The sequence below is a fragment of the Sphingomonas sp. PEI4 genome (genome assembly GCF_056679955.1).
The window spans coordinates 252,660-271,353 of sequence record NZ_CM155258.1 but is presented as its reverse complement, the minus strand read 5'-3'; the positions used below and the strand labels follow the sequence as shown (position 1 = coordinate 271,353).

Below are 18,694 nucleotides of genomic sequence, written 5' to 3'. Positions count from 1 at the left end.
GCAATGCTGCGAATGCATACGATACGATCCGCGACAAGTTGGCCGAAACGCGCGACCCGCAGCGGCCATCGCGGGGAGCGGCTACATCGTCAGCGCGCGGTCGTAGCCGGTAAGTTCGAGATAGCCGCGTCCTCCGGGCGTTCGCACCGCGCCCTCCCAATAGACCGGAAGTCCGCTCCGGCGCGCATCGAGTTCCTGTGCGGCGAACATGGGCGTTAGTCGGCGCGTGATGACCTTGCCATCCACGCGGATACTCAGATCCTGCATCACCGGATAGACGGCTCCGGTCGCCTTGCTTCGCCAGGTCGCGACTGGTCGGAACGCCACGTCCGATCGGCCTAGCGCCACGGTCCTGCCATCGGGCCGGCGCAGCGATCCGCCTGCCCACAGCGTGCCGCCACCCTTGCGCCGTATCCTGAACGCCATCAGCGCGGAGCCGTCGTCGAAGTTGAGACCGGTCCAGTCCCACCCCTGCGCGGCGGGGGCAAGATAGTTCGAGGACCATTCGCGATCGAGCCACGCCTCACCTGTGACGGCAACGCTTCGCCCGCCCCGCACGACGTTGCCGGAGACTTTCAGGTGCGGGATCGAGTAATAATAGCTCGCCTCTTCGGGCCGGGGTCCCTTGCGGCTGTACCCGCCCTGCCCCTGAGCCAGTGGCGGCTGGGTAGGCTGGAAAGCGAGCGCGAGCGTAAAGCCGTCCGCCGCGACGGTCGTTCGCCAGCGTCCGTTCGGGTCGCGCCTCAGTCGCCAGTCGCGGATCGCGACGTCCGCATCGCCCGTCTTCGCCGAGGCGAGACCGAAGCCCTGGCGCCCCGCACGTTCGCCGTGCAGCAGGCGCCCGCTGGCCGGGTCCGAAAGTGCAGCATGGGCGAACACTACCTGGCTCGCGGCAAAGCGGCTTGGATTGCCCGGATCCACCGGCGGTCGCGTGCGGAAGAACGTCACCTGAAACCCCAGGTCCTTGCCTTCCGCGGTCCTGAGCCAGCCGGTGACATACCACCATTCGGTGCGGAACGACGGATGCGCGCCGTGGTCGGCGGGAAAACGCAGGACGATCCCGGGGCGCACCTGCGGATACGGCGTCGCCGCCGGGGCTGCGACTGCGACGGCGGCGAGCCATCCCGTCAGCATTGCGAACCGCTGCATTACCAATCCTCCCGAACCGACTGGATCGCACTGCGGGCGGTTGCGCGACGCCCTGCCAAAATCGCGGTCGCCGCCGCCGCGCCGGTCAACGCGGCCGCGACGCCGACCAGCGTGCCGATCGGTATGCGTGTCGTCATCGTCCAGTTGAACGACTGCGGATTGATGACGTGGATCAGCACCTGCGCCAGCAGCAGGCCGAGAGCGATGCCCGCGAGCGCGCCCGTCATCCCGACGATCGCGCCTTCGGTCGCCAGCATCGCGGTGAGCTGGCGGCGTGTCAGGCCGAGGTGGCGGAGCATGCCGAACTCGCGTTCGCGCGCGATCGTCTGGGCGGACATCGTCGCCGCGACACCTGCGAGACCGACCAGGATCGCCACCGCTTCCAGCAGATAGGTCACCGCGAAACTGCGATCGAACAGCGTCAGCGCCAGCCGACGCAGCGTTGCGGGCCGAGTGATCTCGACCTGACCGCGGAGCGCGGCAGGAAGCCGCGCGGTCAGCCCGGCAGCGATCCGGTCGACGTCCTGACCGGGTAAGGCGGTCACCGAAATCTCGTCACGGCCCTCGTCTCCGGTCAGCCGTTGGTAATCAGCTTCGTCGACCAGCACCGCGCCGGCCTGCCGCCCATAATCGCGCCAGACGCCAGCGACATAGAAGCGCGTACGGTCGGCGATTGGCAGCGTGATCGTCGCGCCCGGCTCCCATCCGTACAGTCGCTGGGCGGGCTCCGACACCCAGACAGGCAAAGCACCGGCGGGAAGCGAAGGCGCGCGGTCGATCAGTACCAGCAGCGGATCGCGGCCATTTCGTTCAGGCCGCGCGATCAGGCTGACCGGGGGGCGATCGGCGGCGATCGTCAGCGGCAATTGGCGGCTGAATGCCACCGTCGCTATACCCGGCGTCGCGGCGAGGCGCGTCCGCGTCGCAGGATCGAACGATGCCCCCGCCGTGGTCCGCGCGTACAGGTCCGCGCCCAGGACATCACCGAGCCAGTCGTCGACCGCGCCGCGGAAGCTCGTCACCATGGTCGCCATCGCGATCATCAGCGCGGTCGAGGCGACGATGCCGCACAGCGCGGTGGCCGCTTCGCCCGGCGCACCGTGCAGGTGCCGCACCGCCAGCAGCCGCGGGACGCTTCCCCTGCCGCGTCGGGCCAAGGGGGTCAGCAGCGTCCTCGCGAACCACGGAACGCCCGCCACGCCGCCCGCGAGCATCAGTGCCATGCCGGCAAAACCGAACAGCGGAAGACCGCCGACTGCCGGCAACAGCGACGCCCCGGCCCCCGCCGCCAGCAACGCCGCAGCGGGCCACCATGCGACGGGACGGCGCGGATCGAGCACGTCGCCGGCGTTCTTCAAGGCCGCGGCCGGTGCAGCGCGCGCCGCGACGCGCGCTGGCACCGCACTACCGAGACATGCCGCGAGCAGCCCCAGCAGGAAGAAGCCCAATGCCGCGCCCGGCTGGAACACCACCCGCGTGCTGCTGCCGCCGAAATAGCCCGCTCCAAGATCGCCGCCGAACCAGAGCAGCGCGGCCCATGCCAGGCCGTATCCTGCCAGCAGACCTGCCGCGGAGCCGACGAGACCGATCGCCAGACCTTCGACGACCACCGCCGCGATGACGCCGCCGCGGGGCATGCCGAGCGTCCTGAGCAGTGCGAACGCGCGTTGACGGCGGACCACCGACAGCGACTGCGCCGAATAGACGAGGAACCCGCCGGTCAGTAAAGCGACGAGCGCCAGCATGTCGAGGTTGACGCGGTAGGCTCGCGACAGCGCGTCGCCCTGGGCGTTCTGCGCCGCGGCGGTCGATAGCACGGCGTCGGCGGGCAACAGCGTGCGCAACGCGGGCTCCGCCACGGCGCGATCGGACAGCGCCAGATCCAGCCTGTCGATCCGGCCGAGCCTGCCGAACCGCCACTGTGCGCCGGCGATGTCGATGACGCCGACCGCCGCGTCGGTGGTAGCTGCCAACGTACCGGCGATCCGCATAGGCACGGTCCGGCCGTTGGCGACGACCCGTACCGTCGCACCGACGCGTGCGCCGATTTGCGTCATGGCCTGACGCGAGAGGAAGATCGCGGCTTCGTCGAAGGCGGCATCGTTGCCGGCGTCAGGGCCGGCGGGACGCAGACCGATCAGCGACGGGGTCACCGCCGCCGCGCGGATCACGTCGACACCCAGCAGCGTCAGGCGCGTGCGGCCAATCCGCGCGTCGAGGCTGACAACTGGGCTGGCATCGGCGACCCCGTTCGCCGTCGCGACCTTCGGATACACGCGTTCGTCAAAGCCGAGCGGACTGGTGGCGCGGATCGACAGTTCCGCCGCCCCGCTGACGCCGCGCATCGCCCCGTCGAACGATGCGAGCGCAGAGCCGTTGACGAGATGGACCGCAAACCCCAGCGCGACGCCGACCGCGATCGCCACCGCCGTCGTCAGGAAACGTGCCGGGTGGAACCGCCACTCGCCGGCGATCAGCCAACCCAGTGCCAGCCGTCCCGAGATCAGCCCAGCCGTGTTAGCCACGCCGCTCGACCAGACCCTCGGCACCCAGCGTCAGCACCCGGTCGGCGATCGCCGCGCTTGCCGCCGAATGCGTCACCATGACCCCGGCCGCACCGTTGCCGCGCACCGCCTCGGCGAACAGCGCCAGCACGCGTGCCGCGGTCTCGGGATCCAGGTTACCCGTCGGTTCGTCTGCCAGGATCAGGGCGGGCCGATGCACCAGCGCCCGCGCGATGGCGACGCGTTGCAGTTCGCCACCCGACAGGTCCCGCGCGTAACCGTTGCCACGGCCGGCAAGCCCGACGGCATCGAGCATCGCGTCCGCCCGCAGGTCCGCCGCAGCGGCGTCAGGCGATACGAGCGCCAGCGGCAACGCGGTGTTCTGTCGCAAAGTCAGATAGGGAAGGATGTGGAACGCCTGGAACACGAAGCCGATCCGCTCACGGCGGAGCCGCGTGCGCGCAGTCTCGTCCAGCGTATTCAGATCGATACCGTCGATCGCCACGCTCCCTTCGTCCGCGTCATCGAGACCGGCGAGGATGTTAAGCAGCGTCGACTTGCCGACGCCGGACTCACCAATGATCGCGACGAGTTCGCCCGCGGAAACCGCGAGGTCCAGGTGGCGAAACAACGGCCGCGGCCCGGGTACGGACTTGGCCAGCGCACGCACGTCGAGCAGCGGCGGCACCATGTCGGCTGCTCGACGTGCGTCGTCGTCTCCATACCGGGGTTCGCGCATGCCCATGTCCGTCCCACCCGCGCGGCTCGACGTCGAGTCGCGCGCATACGGTACATCCGATAAGCTCTTTCGGTTCCCTGCCTGCATAAATGACCGCGGTTACGGCCCGGTAGGCATCATCGCGCGACGTGCGCCGGGAACGCGCCGTGACCGGCCTCAGGCAGACCTCGCATGTCGATTTGCGGAACCGTGGGACGAGGGTTAATCCTCGTCAAAATGCAAAGGAGCAGGACATGTCGCCCATTCTAGATCGCCGCCAAATGCTGACGGGCGGTGCGGCGATCGCAGGCCTTTCGCTCGGATCGACCACCGCGTTCGCGCAGAGCGACCGGATCGAAAGCTTGATTGCCAGGATGACCCCAGCCGAGAAAGCCGGCCAGCTTAGCTGTTTTTCAGATCAGATCCGGCCGATCGGCGTTCCCTTCAATCCTGGTCTCGCCAGCGGTGGCGCAGCCGAACAGATCGCGCGGATCAAGACCGGTCAGATCGGCATGCTCTTCAACGGCGTCGGCTATGCCGGTGCCAGGGCGGCGCAGGATGCTGCGCTAGCCACCCGCCTGAAGATCCCGCTGATCTTCGCTGGCGATGTCATTCACGGCCTGCGCACCGCCTACCCGCTGCCGATCGCCGAGGCGTGCGCATTCGATCCGGGCCTTGCCGAACGCACCGCGCGCGCCGCCGCACTGGAGACCACGGCGCTTGGCATCCACTGGACCTTCGCACCGATGGTCGACGTCGCCCGCGACCAGCGCTGGGGCCGCGTTGCCGAAGGCTCGGGCGAAGACCCGTATCTCGGCATGCAACTGGCCAAGGCGCGCGTCCGGGGTTTCCAGGGCAACGACCTGCGCGACCCCACGCGCGTGGCCGCGTGTGCCAAGCATTTCGCGGCGTACGGAGCGGTGTCCGGCGGACAGGATTACAACTTCACCGAGATCTCGCCTGCCACGTTGCGCGAAGTCCACCTCGCGCCGTTCAAGGCTGCGGTGGACGCCGGTGTTGCGACATTGATGAGTGCGTTCAACGACATCGATGGCGTTCCTGCGAGCGGCAATCATTGGCTGATGACCGATCTGCTGCGCGGCGAATGGCGCTTCCGCGGCATGGTCGTCGGCGACTACACGGCGGACGAGGAACTGATCGCGCATGGGTACGCCATCGATGGCCGCGACGCCGCAAAGAAGGCGTTCATGGCGGGCATGGACATGGCCATGCAGTCGAACCTGTTCAATCTGTGGTTGCCCGACCTCGTAGAGAAGGGCGAGGTCCCCCTCGCGCGGCTCGACGAGGGCGTCCGTCGCGTGCTCCATTTGAAGGACGCGATTGGCCTGTTCGACAACCCCTATCGATCGGTCAGCCAGAAAGCCGAGCGCACCAGCGTCTCAACACCGGCGATGCTGAAGCTCAGCCGCGAGGCCGGTGCACGTTCGATCGTGCTGCTAAAAAACGACGGCAACCTGCTGCCCTTGAAGACAAACCCCGGCCACATCGCGCTGATTGGGCCGTTCGCCGAGGATCGCAAGAACGTCGTCGGCACCTGGGCGTTCATGGCCGACGAAAAACTCAACGTCTCGATCGCGCAAGGGCTGCGCGCACGCGGCTTGAGCGTGACGACCGCGCAGGGTTCAGAGATCGAAGCCGCGCTGCCAGGCGGGATCGCCGCAGCCGTCGCCGCTGCACGAGCCGCGGACATCGTCCTGCTCGCGGTCGGCGAATCGCAACTCATGTCGGGCGAGGCGCAGTCCCGTAGCGAGATCACCATTCCCGCCCCGCAGATGGCGCTCGCCGAAGCCGTAGCCGCGACCGGCAAGCCCATCATCGTCCTCCTCCGCCACGGCCGCGCGCTCGCGCTGCACGGTGCCGTCAAGGATGCGCCTGCGATCGTCGCGACGTGGTTCCTGGGGTCCGAAAGCGGCAACGCGATCGCCGACGTCCTGTTCGGCGACGTCAATCCATCCGCCAGGCTATCCGCCAGCTTCCCCAACGAAAGCGGCCAAGAACCCTATTTCTACAACCACAAGAATACCGGCCGCCCTGCGCCTGATACCGGCAGCCAAGAATATAAATCGCGCTACCGCGAGACGAAGAACGAAGCGCTCTACCCGTTCGGCCACGGTCTGAGCTATACCAGCTTCACGGTCTCGAACGTGACGGTCCCGTCGCAGATGACGGATGCGATTACCGTGAACGCGACCGTCACCAACACAGGCGCCAGAGCCGGTGACGAAGTGGTCCAGCTGTACGTCCACGACCGGGTCGCCAGTCGAACGCGACCGGTTCGCGAGCTCAAGGGGTTTGCGCGGGTCTCGCTGGCAGCTGGTGCGAGCAAGCGCGTGACGCTTGCCTTGAAGCGCGAAGACCTGCGGTTCTGGGGCGATGGCGAGTGGGTCGTCGAGCCGGGAATGTTCGATCTATGGGTCGCCACGAGTTCGATCAACGGCGAAAAGCGGAGCTTCGAACTCGTCTGACTCTGTTCTTTCGTAAGGGCGGGGGTTTCCCGTAAAGGCGGGGAGTCTGGACCCCGCCTTCGCCGGGAAACATCTACATCCGAACGACTCGCGTTCCGATCCGTTCGGCTTCGGCCGGGTCGTGCGTTACCATGAGGATCGGTAGCTGGAGCACGTCGCGGACGTGCTCGATCGCTACCATGATCTCCTCGCGCCGCGCGCGGTCGAGCGACGACAGCGGCTCGTCCAGCAACAGGAAGCGCGGTCGGCTGAGTAACGCCCGCCCGATCGCGACGCGTTGCGCCTCGCCGCCCGACAGCGTCCGGGGCCAGCGGTCCAGCAGATGCTCGATCCCGAGAAACCCGATCGTCGCCGCGAACGCGTCTGCTTCGCCGCCCGCACCGTACAACAGGTTCGCCCGCACACGCATATGCGGGAACAACCGTGCTTCTTGAAAGACATAGCCCGCACGTCTTCGTTCCGGTGGAAGGTTGGTGCCGTTCCCGAACAGCGTCTCGCCATCGACCGCGATCTGCCCGCGATCGGGGCGCAACAGCCCGGCGACCATGTTGAGGATGCTCGACTTGCCGACCCCTGACGGCCCGAACAAGACCGTCGCGCCGCCGCCCGCCTCCAGAGTCAGCGCTACCCGCGTGTCGCCGAGCCGCTTCTCGACATCGATCTCAAAGGACATCCAGCCCCCGTCCGGCACGCCGGGTCAACAGTTCGGAAGCGATCAGAGCAACTAGCGACAACCCCACGGAAATCGCCGACAATCGCCAAACCAGTGCATCCGCTCCCGGCTGCTGCAACGCCGAGTAGATCGCCAGCGGCAGGGTCTGCGTCTCGCCCGGGACGTTGGACACGAACGTGATCGTCGCACCGAACTCCCCGATCGAGCGCGCGAACCCCAGCACCGCGCCCGCCAGTACGCCGGGTACGCTCAGCGGCAAGGTCAGCGTCCAGAACACGCGCCAGGGCCCCGCCCCCAGCGTCCGCGCGGCATTTTCCAGCCGACGGTCGACCGCCTCGATCGACAGCCGCATCGCGCGCACCATCAACGGCAGCGCCATCACCCCCGCCGCAATCGCCGCGCCAGTCCAGCGGAACAACACCGTCACCCCGAACCAGTCCTGCAGCCAGCCGCCGATCGGTCCATTGGGCCCGAACGCGATCAGCAACAGCCAGCCCGTGACGACCGGCGGTACGACCAGCGGCAGATGGACCGCCGCGTCGACGACGACTTTACCCGGAAACCGGACGCGCGCGAGCATCCACGCCAGCGCGAAGGCGATCGGCAGGGTCACCGCCATCGCCACGCCGCCGACTTTCAACGACAGCCCGACGATCGCCCATTCGGTTGCATCGAGCATTTAACGCGCAGAGAATCCGTACCGCACGAAGATCGCCTTGCCCGCGCGTGACACCAGGAAGCGCCGGAATGCCTCTGCCTCGGGGTTGGCCGATGCCTTCAAGCGCGCAATCGGATACGTAATCGCGGGATGCGTGGTCTCGGGAAAAACGCCGGCGATCCGCACCTTGACGGACGCCTTTGCGTCGGTTGCGTAGACGATTCCCAGTGGCGCTGCGCCGCGCTCCACCAACGCCAGCGTCGCCCGGACATTCTCGGCACGCACCACCTTTGGCGACACCTGCGCCCACACGCCGAGCTTTTCCAGCGACGCCTGGCCGTATTTGCCTGCCGGTACCGCCGCGTCCGCCATGGCAAGTGGTCCTGCAGTCAGCACGCGTACCAGGGCCGCGGGCGGCCTCACCGGAATACGGACCCTGCTCGCGGCCGGCGCGGCCACCACCAGCCGGTTGCCGAGGAACGTCACTCGCGTCGATGCGACGATAAGGTTCTTCGCGGCAAGTTCGTTCATCCAATCTTCGTCCGCCGACACGAACAGGTCCGCAGGCGCCCCGGACTCGACCTGCCGTGCCAACGCGGAGGATGCCGCGAACGAGATCGTCGGCTTCACATGCCCCTGTTTGGCCCAGGCGTTAGCCGCGGCGGTCAGCGGTTCCTGCAATGATGCCGCCGCGAGCACCAGCGGCGGACGCTGTTGAGCGTGTATGGCGGTCGCCGTCAGGATTGCCGGAAACGCCAGCGCCAACATCAGATACCGCATTCGATCACCTCGGGGGTCAATGCCCCTACGATATATAGGGGCACACCATAACGCCATAGCCACCGAAGCGTTGCACGTCAGTTCGTTGTCACTCGCCCGGTACGCGCCAGCTTACCCCAGCCGACCAGCGGCCCACGGAGCGCCTGCGCGATCGCCTTCAGCACGACGTAGTACATCACCTGACGGTAGCCGATGCGCTGCGGGATCAGCAGCCAGAGCAGCCGCCAGCGTTCCTTGCGCTCGAGCGCGAACGCGATCGTGGCGGCAAGCACGTCGATCGCGGTGAAGATCAGCCAATAGGCGAGCATCGTATAGACGTCGTGGCTGGTCTGTTCCCAGCCATGCGCCTGCACCGCGAGATAGGTCGACGCGAAGCTGACCAGCAGCGCGAGATCGATGATCGGCGAGATCGAGGCGAGCACGATCTGGAACACGATCGCCTGCGGCAACCCGACCCAGCCAAGCCCGCGCGGCTGCGAACGACCGATCGCCGAGCGGTGCTTGTAGAGACACTGCAACGTCCCGAACGCCCAGCGGAAGCGCTGCTTGGCGAGCGCACGCATCGTCTCGGGCGCCTCGGTCCAGGCGATCGCGAACTGGTCGTATTGCACCGTCCAGCCGTGCCGCTGGATCGCGATGGTCAGGTCCTGATCCTCGGCGAGCGTATCGTCGGGATAGCCGCCGACGCTGCGGATGGCCTCCAGCCGCCACGCACCGACCGCGCCGGGCACGACCGTCATCGCGTTCAGCCGTGCGAGCGCACGCCGTTCGAGATTCTGCGCCGTGATGTATTCGAGTGCCTGCCATTTGGTGATCAGGTTGACGCGATTGCCGACCTTGGCATTGCCCGCGACCGCACCGAGCTTCGGATCGTCGAACCACCGCGCAAGCCGGGCGATGGTCATCGGCTCGAACTGGGTATCGGCATCGAGCGCGATCACGATCTCGCCGCGCGCCAGCTCGAGCCCGCGGTTGAGCGCACGCGCTTTCCCCCCGTTCTCCAGCGTCAGCAGGCGGACACGGTCGTCACCCGCGAACGCCTCCGACACGACGCCGCTGGTGCGGTCGCTCGAGCCGTCGTCGATCACGATCACCTCGATCGCGACGTCGGCGGAGGCCAGCACGCCCTGCACCGCACGGACGATCACGCGCTCCTCGTTGAACGCGGGGATCATCACCGTCACGAACCGCGAGGGATCGATCGCCGGGAACACCGTCTTCAACTCGCGACGCGCCTGGATCAGCGCGAGCGCCGACAAGGCCAGCGCGCGCAGGATGCCGATCGTGATCGCGATCCCGAAGATCCAGCGGAGCGCGACGACGATCCCGCCAAGCGTGCTGAACAGCGCGAGATCGGCCACCGCCGCGACGCGGTCGCTCGACGAGATGACGGGCATCGCCGCATCGCGAGACAGGCCGGCAAGCGTCGATACGGGGACGAAGCTGTACCCCTTGGCGCGCAGCCGCTCGATGATGATCGGCAGCGCGGCGACGGTCTGCGCGCGGTTGCCGCCCGCATCGTGGAGCAGGATGACGTTGCCGCTGCGGTCCGGGTTGCCCGCCTCGACCCCTGCAATCGTCCGGTCGATGATCGCCTGCACGCCCGGCCGCTTCCAGTCATCGGGATCGACGTGGAGGCCGACCGAGATATAGCCGCGCTGCTGCGCTTCGAGCGCCGGTACGATCTCGTCCGCGGTGCTCGGCTCGGCATCGCCGAAATAGGGTGCGCGGAACAGGCGGAGCGAACGCCCGGTGAACGCCTGGAACAGGCGCTGCGTGGTGTTCAGCTCATACTTCACCTGCCGGGGCGAGACGTTGGCGAGGTTCGGATGCGTATAGGTGTGGCTGCCGATCTCATGCCCTTCATCGACCATCCGCTGGAGCAGCGGCCGTTCCGTCAGCGCATTCTCGCCGATCACGAAGAACGTCGCCGGCGCATGTTCACGCTTCAGGATCTCCAGGATTTGCGGCGTCCATTCGGGATCGGGCCCGTCGTCGAACGTCAACGCGAGCTGCTTGGGACGATAGCCGGTCCGCACCACGACATAGGGTGACGGCATCCGCTTGAAGACGACGTCGGCGATCGTGCCCTCCTTAGCCAGCACGGTATCGCGAATGCCGGTGACGGGTTCGGCGGCGATCTTCAGGATCTCGCCGCTGCCCTCGATATCGACGTTGGTACCCGCCGGCATCGCGTCGATCGCGGCGGGCACCGGCAGCCTGCGATGATTGCGGCCCCAGATCGACCAAAGGCCTGGATCCTCGGAGCCGAGACGCCACAGCGCGACGCTCCCAAGGCCGGCCTTTTGCAGGAACGCGATCTGGTTATACGCCGACGCCGCGTCGAGCAGCCAGACCTGATGCTGAACGCCGCCCTCGGAATAGGCAAAGCTGCTGTTGCCGCTGGCCTTGTCGAAGGTCGGCACCGTGCCGGAGTCCGCGGCGTTCTGCCACGCTTCCTCGACGTCCAGCGCGTCGCCGTTGCCGCTCTCGGCACCGGCGTGCCAGTCGTATGCGTACGAGCCGATCGCGACGACCAGCTTGGCGGGCGGAATGCCACGCGCCGCGTCGGCGACCATCCGCGCGAACCAGCGCTGCGACGCGATCGGCCCCGGCGCGCCGCTCGTCTCGTGCTCGTCATACGCCATCAGGAAGACCTTGTCGGTCACCTTGGCATAGGCCGGCAGGTTCCAGTCGGGATTGGCGACCGGCGCCGCGATCGCGACGGCCCAGCCGCGGGGCGCAAACCGCGCGCGTGTCTCGGCAAGGAAGGCCCGGTAGTTGGGTTGCGCCGCCGCGGGCAGATCCTCGAAATCGTAGAACACGCCGCCAGCATGGTTCGCGCTGAGGAACGGCACCAGCTTGTCCAGGAATGCGCCGCGAGCCTTCCGGTCCGCGAACAACGCGGCACTGCCTGCCCCGTCCCAGTTCCCATCGACCGCGTTCTGCACCATCGGCAGGATCACCGGACGGTGGACTGCCTTGTTGAGGATGTCGCGACCGGCCTGGTCACGGAAGACCGTGATCTTGTGGTCCTTGCCGGTGATCGAGACCCAGCCGGGGATCAGCCAGTCGAGCTGTTCGACGTGCCGCGCGAGGCTGGCCGTGCTTGCTTGATCCCACGGCGCGTGGAAGGCGATCGCGAGCGGCGGGCTCGCGCCATTGCCGACACCGGGCTTCGCCGCACTCGTCCCGAACAACTGCTTGGCGTAGTAATCCAGATCGCGCCGGGTCTCGCGGAGGATGCCGCCGCGCGGTGCGGGGAGCTTGTGAAGCGCGGGATGCTCGGGCTCGATCGGCAGCAACGGCGCAGTCGGCACCGCGCCGATCGAGACGGCAAACACAGCGATCGACAGCAGCAGCAGGGCGATGAACGCTGCGACGCCGAAGGTAAAGCGCCGACGCCGGCGGCCGCTTGCATCGTAGAATACGGGATTGAGCGACATGGAGCGAATATCAACCGGCCGAAGGAAAACGGCAACTCGCCGCAATGTTTCGCTACATTGCCGTTCGCGCGGGCGCTCCTGACAAATGCGTCACGCGGGCGTCAGGTAGGGACGCGAATTTCACTGCATCCCCTCCCGCAAGCGGGAGGGGACCGAGGGGTGGGCGCCCGGCCAGAACGTGTGCTGCGCCTAGTGACAGCGCGAGCCCACCCCCAACCCCTCCCGCTTGCGGGAGGGGGGAAGGTCAGATCAGCGAAACTTGCCGCTCAGCGACACGCCGATGATCCGGGGTTCGTTGAACACCGCTGCCATGTAGTTCTCGATCACGCCCTTGAGGTTCTTCTCGCCCGTGATGTTGCGCGCGAATACCGCGAACTCATACGCATCGTCGGGCGCGGCATAGCCGATCTTCAGCCCGCCCTCGAAGTTGCCGTTCGCGGTGAACTCCTTGGTCTTGTACAGCACGAACTGCGTATAGCCCTGGATGTTGAAGTCGCCCGCGATGAACGCGCGACCGCCATTGCCGAGCGGCTGGTCGTAGCGCGCGGTAAGGTCGACATTATACTCAGGCGCATTCGGCAGTGGCTCGCCGTTGATTTTCACCAGATACGTCGTCCCGAACGCACCGGGCACCGCGCGAACGGGAGCAGACGGCGTGCAGACCACGACGTTGTTGAGCGCGCAGATCTGCACCTCGGTCGTCTTGTCGCGGATCGCGCTGTGGAGCAGGCTCAGCCCCGCACCCAGCGTGAGGTTCGGGACGGGCTTCCAATTGGCTTCGGCTTCCATGCCGTACGCCTCGGCCTTGTTGCCGTTGAACAGGATGCCGTTGCCGTTGACGTCGTTGCCGTTGAGCTGGATGTCGTTGACGCGGTAGCCGAACACCGTGGCGTTGAGGCTCAGCGTATTGTCGAACAGGCGCGTCTTGATTCCCGTCTCCCACGACAGGATCGTCTCGGAGTTCGCGGTCGAGAAGTCGGAGTTGAACACTGCCGAACGTCCCTGGATCGTCGGTCCGCGGAAGCCCTGGGCGACGCGCGAATACAGGCTGATGTCGGGGGTCGCCTGATACAGGATGCTCGCATCCCAGCTCGGCTTGGTCGACTTCAGCGTGACGTCGGTTCGGCCGCGATACGTGACGACGCCCGCCGCCGTGTCCGCGGTCTTGAGCAGCTGCGTACGCTTCTTGTCCTCGGTGATGCGACCGCCGACGGTCAGCGTCAGCCTGTCGACCAGCTCATAGCTGAGCTGCCCGAAGCCGGCCCAGGACGTGTTGACGTTGTGCAGCCGAACCCAGTTGTTGGGGTTGCGCGCCGCCGTCGTCAGGAAAACCCCGCGCTGGTAGAAATCGGTGATGTCGCGGGTGTCGAAATACAGGCCGCCGACCTGCCAGTTGAAACGGCCGCCGGGGGTGCCCGCAAGCCGGACTTCCTGCGACCACTGATCGAGATCGCGGATCTGGCCCTGCGACTGGCCGAAGCCGTTCGGCTGACCGCCAACCGGGAAGTTCGCGCCCGCACCGCCATCGGTGTCGCCGCGGCTGAAGCCCGACGTCGTCTCGTACGCGGTGATCGAGGTCAGCGCGGCCGGACCGAAATCGTAGGTGGCGCGGACCGAGCCGCCATAGGTGTTGTAGCTCTGCGGGTTGTCGTTCGCTTCGTCGTAAGAAACCACGTTGCGCGGCTCGGCCGACACGTCGTTCGAACCCTTCTTCAGCGCGCCGCGGTGGAACAGCGTCGAGGTGCCGTCATACCAGCGCGCATGGCCCGACAGGTCGAGCGTGAAGCGCTCGCCGGGGGTCAGCGCGAGTTGCACACGGACGTTGCGGTCGTCGAAGCCGCCCATCGCGTCCTTGCGCGGCGTCGCGGTGTTGTCCGCACTGACGCCGGCGAACCGGTTGTCGACATAGTTCTCGCGGTGCTGGATCAGCGTCGAGAGGCGGATCGACAGAAGGTCCTTGATCAGCGGGCCACCGACGCCAGCGTCCAGGTTGACGCTGTTATAGGAGCCGACCGACGCGGACGCGCGGCTCTCGAAATCGTTGCTCGGCTTGATCGTGTCGAACTTGATGATGCCGGCGGTGGTGTTGCGCCCGAACAGCGACCCTTGCGGACCGCGCAGCACTTCGACCTGGCGGACGTCGAACACCGGGTTCGACTTGAGCACGACATGCTCGAGGATCACGTCGTCCTGGATGATCGTGACCGGCTGCGATGCACCGAGATAGAAATCGATGTTGCCGAGACCGCGGATGTAGAAGCGCGGAAAGATGCGGCCGGTGGTCGATTCGACATACAGGCCGGGCACCCGACCCGACAGCGCGAGCAGCGTATCGTCGCCGCCCGACGTGTAGGTGCGCAGCGCATCGCCCGACGCGACGCCGACCGACAGCGGCACCTTCTGAAGGTTCTCGGACCGACGCTCGGCGGTGACGACGATGTCGCCGAGACCTTCCTCGGGTGCAGCCTGCGTCTGGACGGGCGCAGCGTCTTGCGCGAACGCGGCCGAACCACACAGCACGGAACCCAACGCGACGCCGAGCATCAGCGCCGACTTAACGACCGAAATCTTCAAAATGACATTCCCCAATAATGCGGCGGCGTCCCTGACGACCGGCCACACATCCCAAAATACAAACGTCGCGGCTCGCCCTCGACCACCCTCCCGGACGGCCCGACGACGCCTCGCGACGCTCACTCCCCGAGCCGGCGGTTAGGCGGGGATTGTGTTGGTATGATGACAGTTGGTGAAGGAAGTTACGGGTAATCCCGACGCGCATGCACGACGTTGACGATCTCGACCGTGTCCAAGGCGATGCGATAGATCAGAAGATAGTTAGGCTGGACGACAGCTTCGCGCGTGCCGTCGGCCCTGCCCGGCCGGTACATGAACGGATGATCGACGAGACGGTGCGCGCATGCCTCGATCGATGTCGCAAGGCGCAGTGCTGCGCCCATATTTCGATCGGCGACGTAACCTAGAATCGTGGAGGCATCCTCGACCGCTTCGGGGCGCCAGATCAGCTTCAGCGATCTCCGCCTGATCGATCGGCAGAGCCCAAGACCAATCTTATCGCGGCAACGGCATCTTCGTGCGCAATCGACGGACGAGGATCTGCCAACGACCGCGCGACCTTTTCGCGCAGCCAGCGATCATAGGCTTCTGCTGAGATCGGGGACTCGGACTCAAGAGGTTTTGATGAGACTTGCGCCATTAGGCGAGTTTAGGCTTGTTACTGCCGAAAGCAATGCAGTCGCGCCGCGGCAAAGCCGCGTCGTCGGACGACACGACCGAGTGCGCGCTCGGTCGGTCGCCGTCCGGCTTGGCGCTGGCCTCGGCTAAGCCGCTGCGCCGCTTAGCCTTGGGCGCCTACGCGTCGTCGCCCATCCTCAGCGCGGCGATGAACGCCTCTTGCGGGATACTGACCGAGCCGTATTCGCGCATCTTCAGCTTGCCCTTCTTCTGCTTCTCCAGAAGCTTCTTCTTGCGGCTGGCGTCGCCGCCATAGCATTTGGCGGTCACGTCCTTGCGCATCGCGCTGATCGTCTCGCGCGCGATCACCTTGCCGCCGATCGCCGCCTGGATCGGGATCTTGAACAGGTGGCGCGGGATCAGTTCCTTGAGCCGCTCGACCATGCCGCGGCCGCGCACTTCGGCGGTGCCACGGTGGACGATCATGCTCAGCGCGTCGACCGGCTCTTCGTTGACCAGGATGCCCATCTTGACGAGGTCGCCCTCGCGGTAGCCGATCTGGTGATAATCGAAGCTCGCATAGCCCTTCGACAGCGACTTCAGGCGGTCGTAGAAATCAAAGACAACTTCGTTCAGGGGGAGTTCGTAGGTCGCCTGCGCGCGGCCGCCGACATAGGTCAGGTTCTTCTGGATGCCGCGGCGATCCTGGCAGAGCTTCAGGATGCTGCCGAGATATTCGTCGGGGACGTAGATCGTCGCCTCGATCCACGGCTCGGCGATCGACGCGATCTTCGTCGGGTCGGGCATGTCGGCCGGATTGTGCAGTTCGAGATGACCGCCGTTATGCGCCAACTCGATCTCGTACACCACCGACGGCGCGGTCGTGATGAGGTCCAGGTCGTACTCGCGCGTGAGACGCTCCTGGATGATCTCCAGATGCAACAATCCGAGGAACCCGCAACGGAAGCCGAAGCCCAGCGCCGCGGACGTTTCCATTTCGAACGTGAAGCTTGCATCGTTCAACCGCAACTTCGAGATGCTCTCGCGCAGCTTCTCGAACTCGGCGGCATCGACCGGGAACATGCCGCAGAACACCACCGGCTGGACTTCCTTAAAGCCCGCCAGAGCCTCCAGCGCAGGCCGCTTCGCGTCGGTGATGGTGTCGCCGACCCGCGTTTGCGCGACCTCTTTGATCTGCGCGGTGATGAAGCCCATCTCGCCGGTGCCGAGTTCGGTCAGCTGCTCGATCTTCGGGCGGAAACAGCCGACCCGGTCGACCAGATGCATCGTGCCGGTCTGCATGAACTTGATCTGCTGGCCCTTCTTGAGGACCCCGTCGATCACGCGCACCAGGATGACGACGCCGAGATACGGATCGTACCAGCTGTCGACCAACATAGCCTTCAGCGGCGCCTCGGGATCGCCCTTAGGGGGCGGGATCTTGGTGACGATCGCCTCGAGTATCTCGACGATGCCGATCCCCGACTTCGCCGACGCGAGCACCGCCTCGGACGCGTCGATGCCGATCACGTCCTCGATTTCCTTGCGAACCTTCTCGGGCTCGGCGGCGGGCAGATCGATCTTGTTGATGACCGGCACGATCTCATGGTCGTGCTCGATCGACTGATAGACGTTCGCCAGCGTCTGCGCCTCGACGCCCTGCGCGGCATCGACCACCAGCAGCGCGCCCTCGCACGCCGCCAGGCTGCGGCTGACTTCATAGGCGAAGTCGACATGCCCCGGCGTGTCCATCAGGTTGAGGACGTAATCCAGACCGTTCTTCGCGTGATACGCAAGCCGCACGGTCTGCGCCTTGATCGTGATCCCGCGTTCCTTCTCGATGTCCATGTTGTCGAGCACCTGCTCGGACATTTCGCGCGCGGTCAGGCCGCCAGTTTCCTGGATCAGCCGGTCGGCGAGCGTCGACTTGCCATGGTCGATATGGGCGATGATGGAAAAATTGCGGATGCGGTCGAGCGGAGTCATGGCGCGCTCCTAGCAGTGACGCCGCGCGGGGGATAGATCGCCCCGACACTCCAAACGGGACACTCCATAATTGTCTTGATCGGACCCCATGTCGCGGCTAGGGGGCTCACCGGCAATGTTGTCGGGGCGTGGCGCAGTCTGGTAGCGCACTGGTCTCGGGGTCCAGGGGTCGTAGGTTCGAATCCTATCGCCCCGACCATTGCCGATTTCGCGGATTCCTGCCGCGTTTTCCCCGAATTGAAATTTGTGGCGATCGGCTACCCGATCGCAACTTCGCGTGTCAGCGGAGGCGCGCGCCAGCTAGAACGCGCCGGCAATCCGCCTCTGTAACGAAAGAGCCGGGCTGGCGATCGCATCCGGCATGCCTTGCGCGGTATCCAGCAACGCCACCCGGCGATGAAGATCGGCGCTGGATTCAATCAGCCGGCGCGCGCGCGCCGGCAGCAGATCGAGCAGGATTTCATCGGTAACCGGTGCATCGCCCAGTCGCCGCATCGGATCGAGCGCGTCGCATGCCCGAAGCTCGCCGGTCTGCACCGCTCGCTGGGTCAGCAACCATGCGATGATGTGCATCAGGCGGGTGGTCACCTTCAATGATTCGCAGCTGAAGCTCACCCGGATCAACGGATCGAGCGCCTCACGCTCCATCCTTCCCACCTCGTCGAAATACGTGCGAGCCTCATCGGCCAGCAGCATCGCCTCGCTGTAAAGCGTGTCGGTCAAGCGGCGCTGCATCCGCAATTCGTGTCCGGCCTGGGTCATCGATCGACCAGATGCCACACCACCCCATGCCTGCCCAATAGGGTAAACATGCTGGTAACCACGATCTGTCCCGAAACGGGCAACTCGATCGAATTTCGTGCTAGTCCAGCGAGTTCAGGCGATGATGTCCGGGATCAGCAGATCCTCCAGCGACGCGATCTCGTCGCGCAACCGGAGTTTGCGCTTCTTGAGGCGAGCCATCTGCAACTGGTCATGAGTCGGCACCATCGCGAGCGCGGCGATCGCGTCATCGAGATCACGATGCTCGATCCGCATCCCGTCCAATCGAACTCTGGTTTGCGCGTCTTCCACTCGTCCCCCGGGTCATGTCGCCATATCC

The 18,694-nt window shown here is 66.1% G+C and carries 14 protein-coding genes and 1 tRNA gene; 2 read left to right on the top strand and 13 right to left on the bottom strand.

Annotation, left to right across the window (positions count from 1 at the left end; genetic code table 11):
• Positions 1-81: 81 nt before the first annotated feature.
• Genes AC1MLZ_RS01190 through AC1MLZ_RS01180 form a run of 3 tightly spaced genes read right to left on the bottom strand, consistent with a single transcriptional unit; the run spans position 82 to position 4,392 of the window.
• Complete coding sequence (locus tag AC1MLZ_RS01190; RefSeq protein WP_480960067.1) at positions 82-1,149, bottom strand: lipocalin-like domain-containing protein; 1,068 nt, start codon at positions 1,147-1,149, stop codon at positions 82-84.
• The gene (locus AC1MLZ_RS01185) at positions 1,149-3,674 is read right to left on the bottom strand and encodes an FtsX-like permease family protein (RefSeq protein WP_480960066.1); all 2,526 of its coding nucleotides are present in this window, start codon (positions 3,672-3,674) and stop codon (positions 1,149-1,151) included. The genes AC1MLZ_RS01190 and AC1MLZ_RS01185 overlap by 1 nt, the downstream gene beginning before the upstream one ends.
• Positions 3,667-4,392, bottom strand: a complete 726-nt coding sequence (locus tag AC1MLZ_RS01180) for an ABC transporter ATP-binding protein (RefSeq protein ID WP_480960065.1) — start codon at positions 4,390-4,392, stop codon at positions 3,667-3,669. Before AC1MLZ_RS01180 ends, AC1MLZ_RS01185 begins: the two co-directional genes overlap by 8 nt.
• A 233-nt stretch (positions 4,393-4,625) precedes the next feature.
• Here AC1MLZ_RS01180 and AC1MLZ_RS01175 point away from each other — a divergent pair, with 233 nt between their 5' ends.
• Positions 4,626-6,857 carry a glycoside hydrolase family 3 N-terminal domain-containing protein gene (locus AC1MLZ_RS01175; protein WP_480960064.1) on the top strand — a complete coding sequence of 744 codons (2,232 nt, stop codon included), beginning with the start codon at positions 4,626-4,628 and terminating at the stop codon, positions 6,855-6,857.
• Between the two features lie 73 nt (positions 6,858-6,930).
• On the opposite strand, the gene AC1MLZ_RS01170 is transcribed toward AC1MLZ_RS01175, so the two are convergent.
• The 8 genes from AC1MLZ_RS01170 to lepA all read right to left on the bottom strand — a co-directional run bounded on the left by AC1MLZ_RS01170 (position 6,931) and on the right by lepA (position 17,592).
• Complete coding sequence (locus tag AC1MLZ_RS01170) at positions 6,931-7,530, bottom strand: ATP-binding cassette domain-containing protein (RefSeq protein ID WP_480960063.1); 600 nt, start codon at positions 7,528-7,530, stop codon at positions 6,931-6,933.
• The gene (gene modB, locus AC1MLZ_RS01165) at positions 7,520-8,209 is read right to left on the bottom strand and encodes a molybdate ABC transporter permease subunit (RefSeq protein WP_480960062.1); all 690 of its coding nucleotides are present in this window, start codon (positions 8,207-8,209) and stop codon (positions 7,520-7,522) included. The genes AC1MLZ_RS01170 and modB overlap by 11 nt, the downstream gene beginning before the upstream one ends.
• Positions 8,210-8,968: a molybdate ABC transporter substrate-binding protein gene (gene modA, locus AC1MLZ_RS01160; protein ID WP_480960061.1), complete on the bottom strand. Its 759-nt coding sequence runs from the start codon at positions 8,966-8,968 to the stop codon at positions 8,210-8,212. It abuts the gene before it with no gap.
• A 77-nt stretch (positions 8,969-9,045) separates the two neighbouring features.
• Entirely contained in the window at positions 9,046-12,414 is a 3,369-nt protein-coding gene (locus AC1MLZ_RS01155) for a polysaccharide deacetylase family protein (RefSeq protein ID WP_480960060.1), read from the bottom strand.
• A gap of 249 nt (positions 12,415-12,663) precedes the next feature.
• Entirely contained in the window at positions 12,664-14,958 is a 2,295-nt protein-coding gene (locus tag AC1MLZ_RS01150) for a TonB-dependent receptor (RefSeq protein WP_480961434.1), read from the bottom strand.
• Between the two features lie 212 nt (positions 14,959-15,170).
• Positions 15,171-15,398: a type II toxin-antitoxin system RelE/ParE family toxin gene (locus tag AC1MLZ_RS01145; RefSeq protein WP_480961433.1), complete on the bottom strand. Its 228-nt coding sequence runs from the start codon at positions 15,396-15,398 to the stop codon at positions 15,171-15,173.
• A 41-nt stretch (positions 15,399-15,439) separates the two neighbouring features.
• Complete coding sequence (gene relB / locus AC1MLZ_RS01140) at positions 15,440-15,628, bottom strand: type II toxin-antitoxin system RelB family antitoxin (RefSeq protein ID WP_480960059.1); 189 nt, start codon at positions 15,626-15,628, stop codon at positions 15,440-15,442.
• Positions 15,629-15,783: 155 nt separating this feature from the next.
• Positions 15,784-17,592, bottom strand: a complete 1,809-nt coding sequence (gene lepA / locus AC1MLZ_RS01135) for a translation elongation factor 4 (protein ID WP_480960058.1) — start codon at positions 17,590-17,592, stop codon at positions 15,784-15,786.
• A 122-nt stretch (positions 17,593-17,714) separates the two neighbouring features.
• Between lepA and AC1MLZ_RS01130 the strand changes: the two genes are divergently transcribed.
• Positions 17,715-17,791, top strand: a tRNA-Pro gene (locus tag AC1MLZ_RS01130).
• A 101-nt stretch (positions 17,792-17,892) separates the two neighbouring features.
• On the opposite strand, the gene AC1MLZ_RS01125 is transcribed toward AC1MLZ_RS01130, so the two are convergent.
• Positions 17,893-18,354, bottom strand: a complete 462-nt coding sequence (locus AC1MLZ_RS01125) for a DUF1465 family protein (RefSeq protein WP_480960057.1) — start codon at positions 18,352-18,354, stop codon at positions 17,893-17,895.
• 114 nt (positions 18,355-18,468) lie between these two features.
• Positions 18,469-18,630, bottom strand: coding sequence for a YdcH family protein (locus AC1MLZ_RS01120; RefSeq protein WP_480960056.1), 162 nt, complete (start codon positions 18,628-18,630; stop codon positions 18,469-18,471).
• Between the last annotated feature and the right edge of the window lie 64 nt (positions 18,631-18,694).

What these genes read in the sequence shown, in the direction of transcription:
- AC1MLZ_RS01190 (WP_480960067.1), bottom strand. Translation starts at nt 1,149, where the DNA reads ATGCAGCGGTTCGCAATGCTGACGGGATGGCTCGCCGCCGTCGCAGTC.
- AC1MLZ_RS01180 (WP_480960065.1), bottom strand. Translation starts at nt 4,392, where the DNA reads ATGCGCGAACCCCGGTATGGAGACGACGACGCACGTCGAGCAGCCGAC.
- AC1MLZ_RS01175 (WP_480960064.1), top strand. Translation starts at nt 4,626, where the DNA reads ATGTCGCCCATTCTAGATCGCCGCCAAATGCTGACGGGCGGTGCGGCG.
- AC1MLZ_RS01170 (WP_480960063.1), bottom strand. Translation starts at nt 7,530, where the DNA reads ATGTCCTTTGAGATCGATGTCGAGAAGCGGCTCGGCGACACGCGGGTA.
- modB (WP_480960062.1), bottom strand. Translation starts at nt 8,209, where the DNA reads ATGCTCGATGCAACCGAATGGGCGATCGTCGGGCTGTCGTTGAAAGTC.
- modA (WP_480960061.1), bottom strand. Translation starts at nt 8,968, where the DNA reads ATGCGGTATCTGATGTTGGCGCTGGCGTTTCCGGCAATCCTGACGGCG.
- AC1MLZ_RS01155 (WP_480960060.1), bottom strand. Translation starts at nt 12,414, where the DNA reads ATGTCGCTCAATCCCGTATTCTACGATGCAAGCGGCCGCCGGCGTCGG.
- AC1MLZ_RS01150 (WP_480961434.1), bottom strand. Translation starts at nt 14,958, where the DNA reads ATGCTCGGCGTCGCGTTGGGTTCCGTGCTGTGTGGTTCGGCCGCGTTC.
- relB (WP_480960059.1), bottom strand. Translation starts at nt 15,628, where the DNA reads ATGGCGCAAGTCTCATCAAAACCTCTTGAGTCCGAGTCCCCGATCTCA.
- lepA (WP_480960058.1), bottom strand. Translation starts at nt 17,592, where the DNA reads ATGACTCCGCTCGACCGCATCCGCAATTTTTCCATCATCGCCCATATC.
- AC1MLZ_RS01125 (WP_480960057.1), bottom strand. Translation starts at nt 18,354, where the DNA reads ATGACCCAGGCCGGACACGAATTGCGGATGCAGCGCCGCTTGACCGAC.
- AC1MLZ_RS01120 (WP_480960056.1), bottom strand. Translation starts at nt 18,630, where the DNA reads ATGCGGATCGAGCATCGTGATCTCGATGACGCGATCGCCGCGCTCGCG.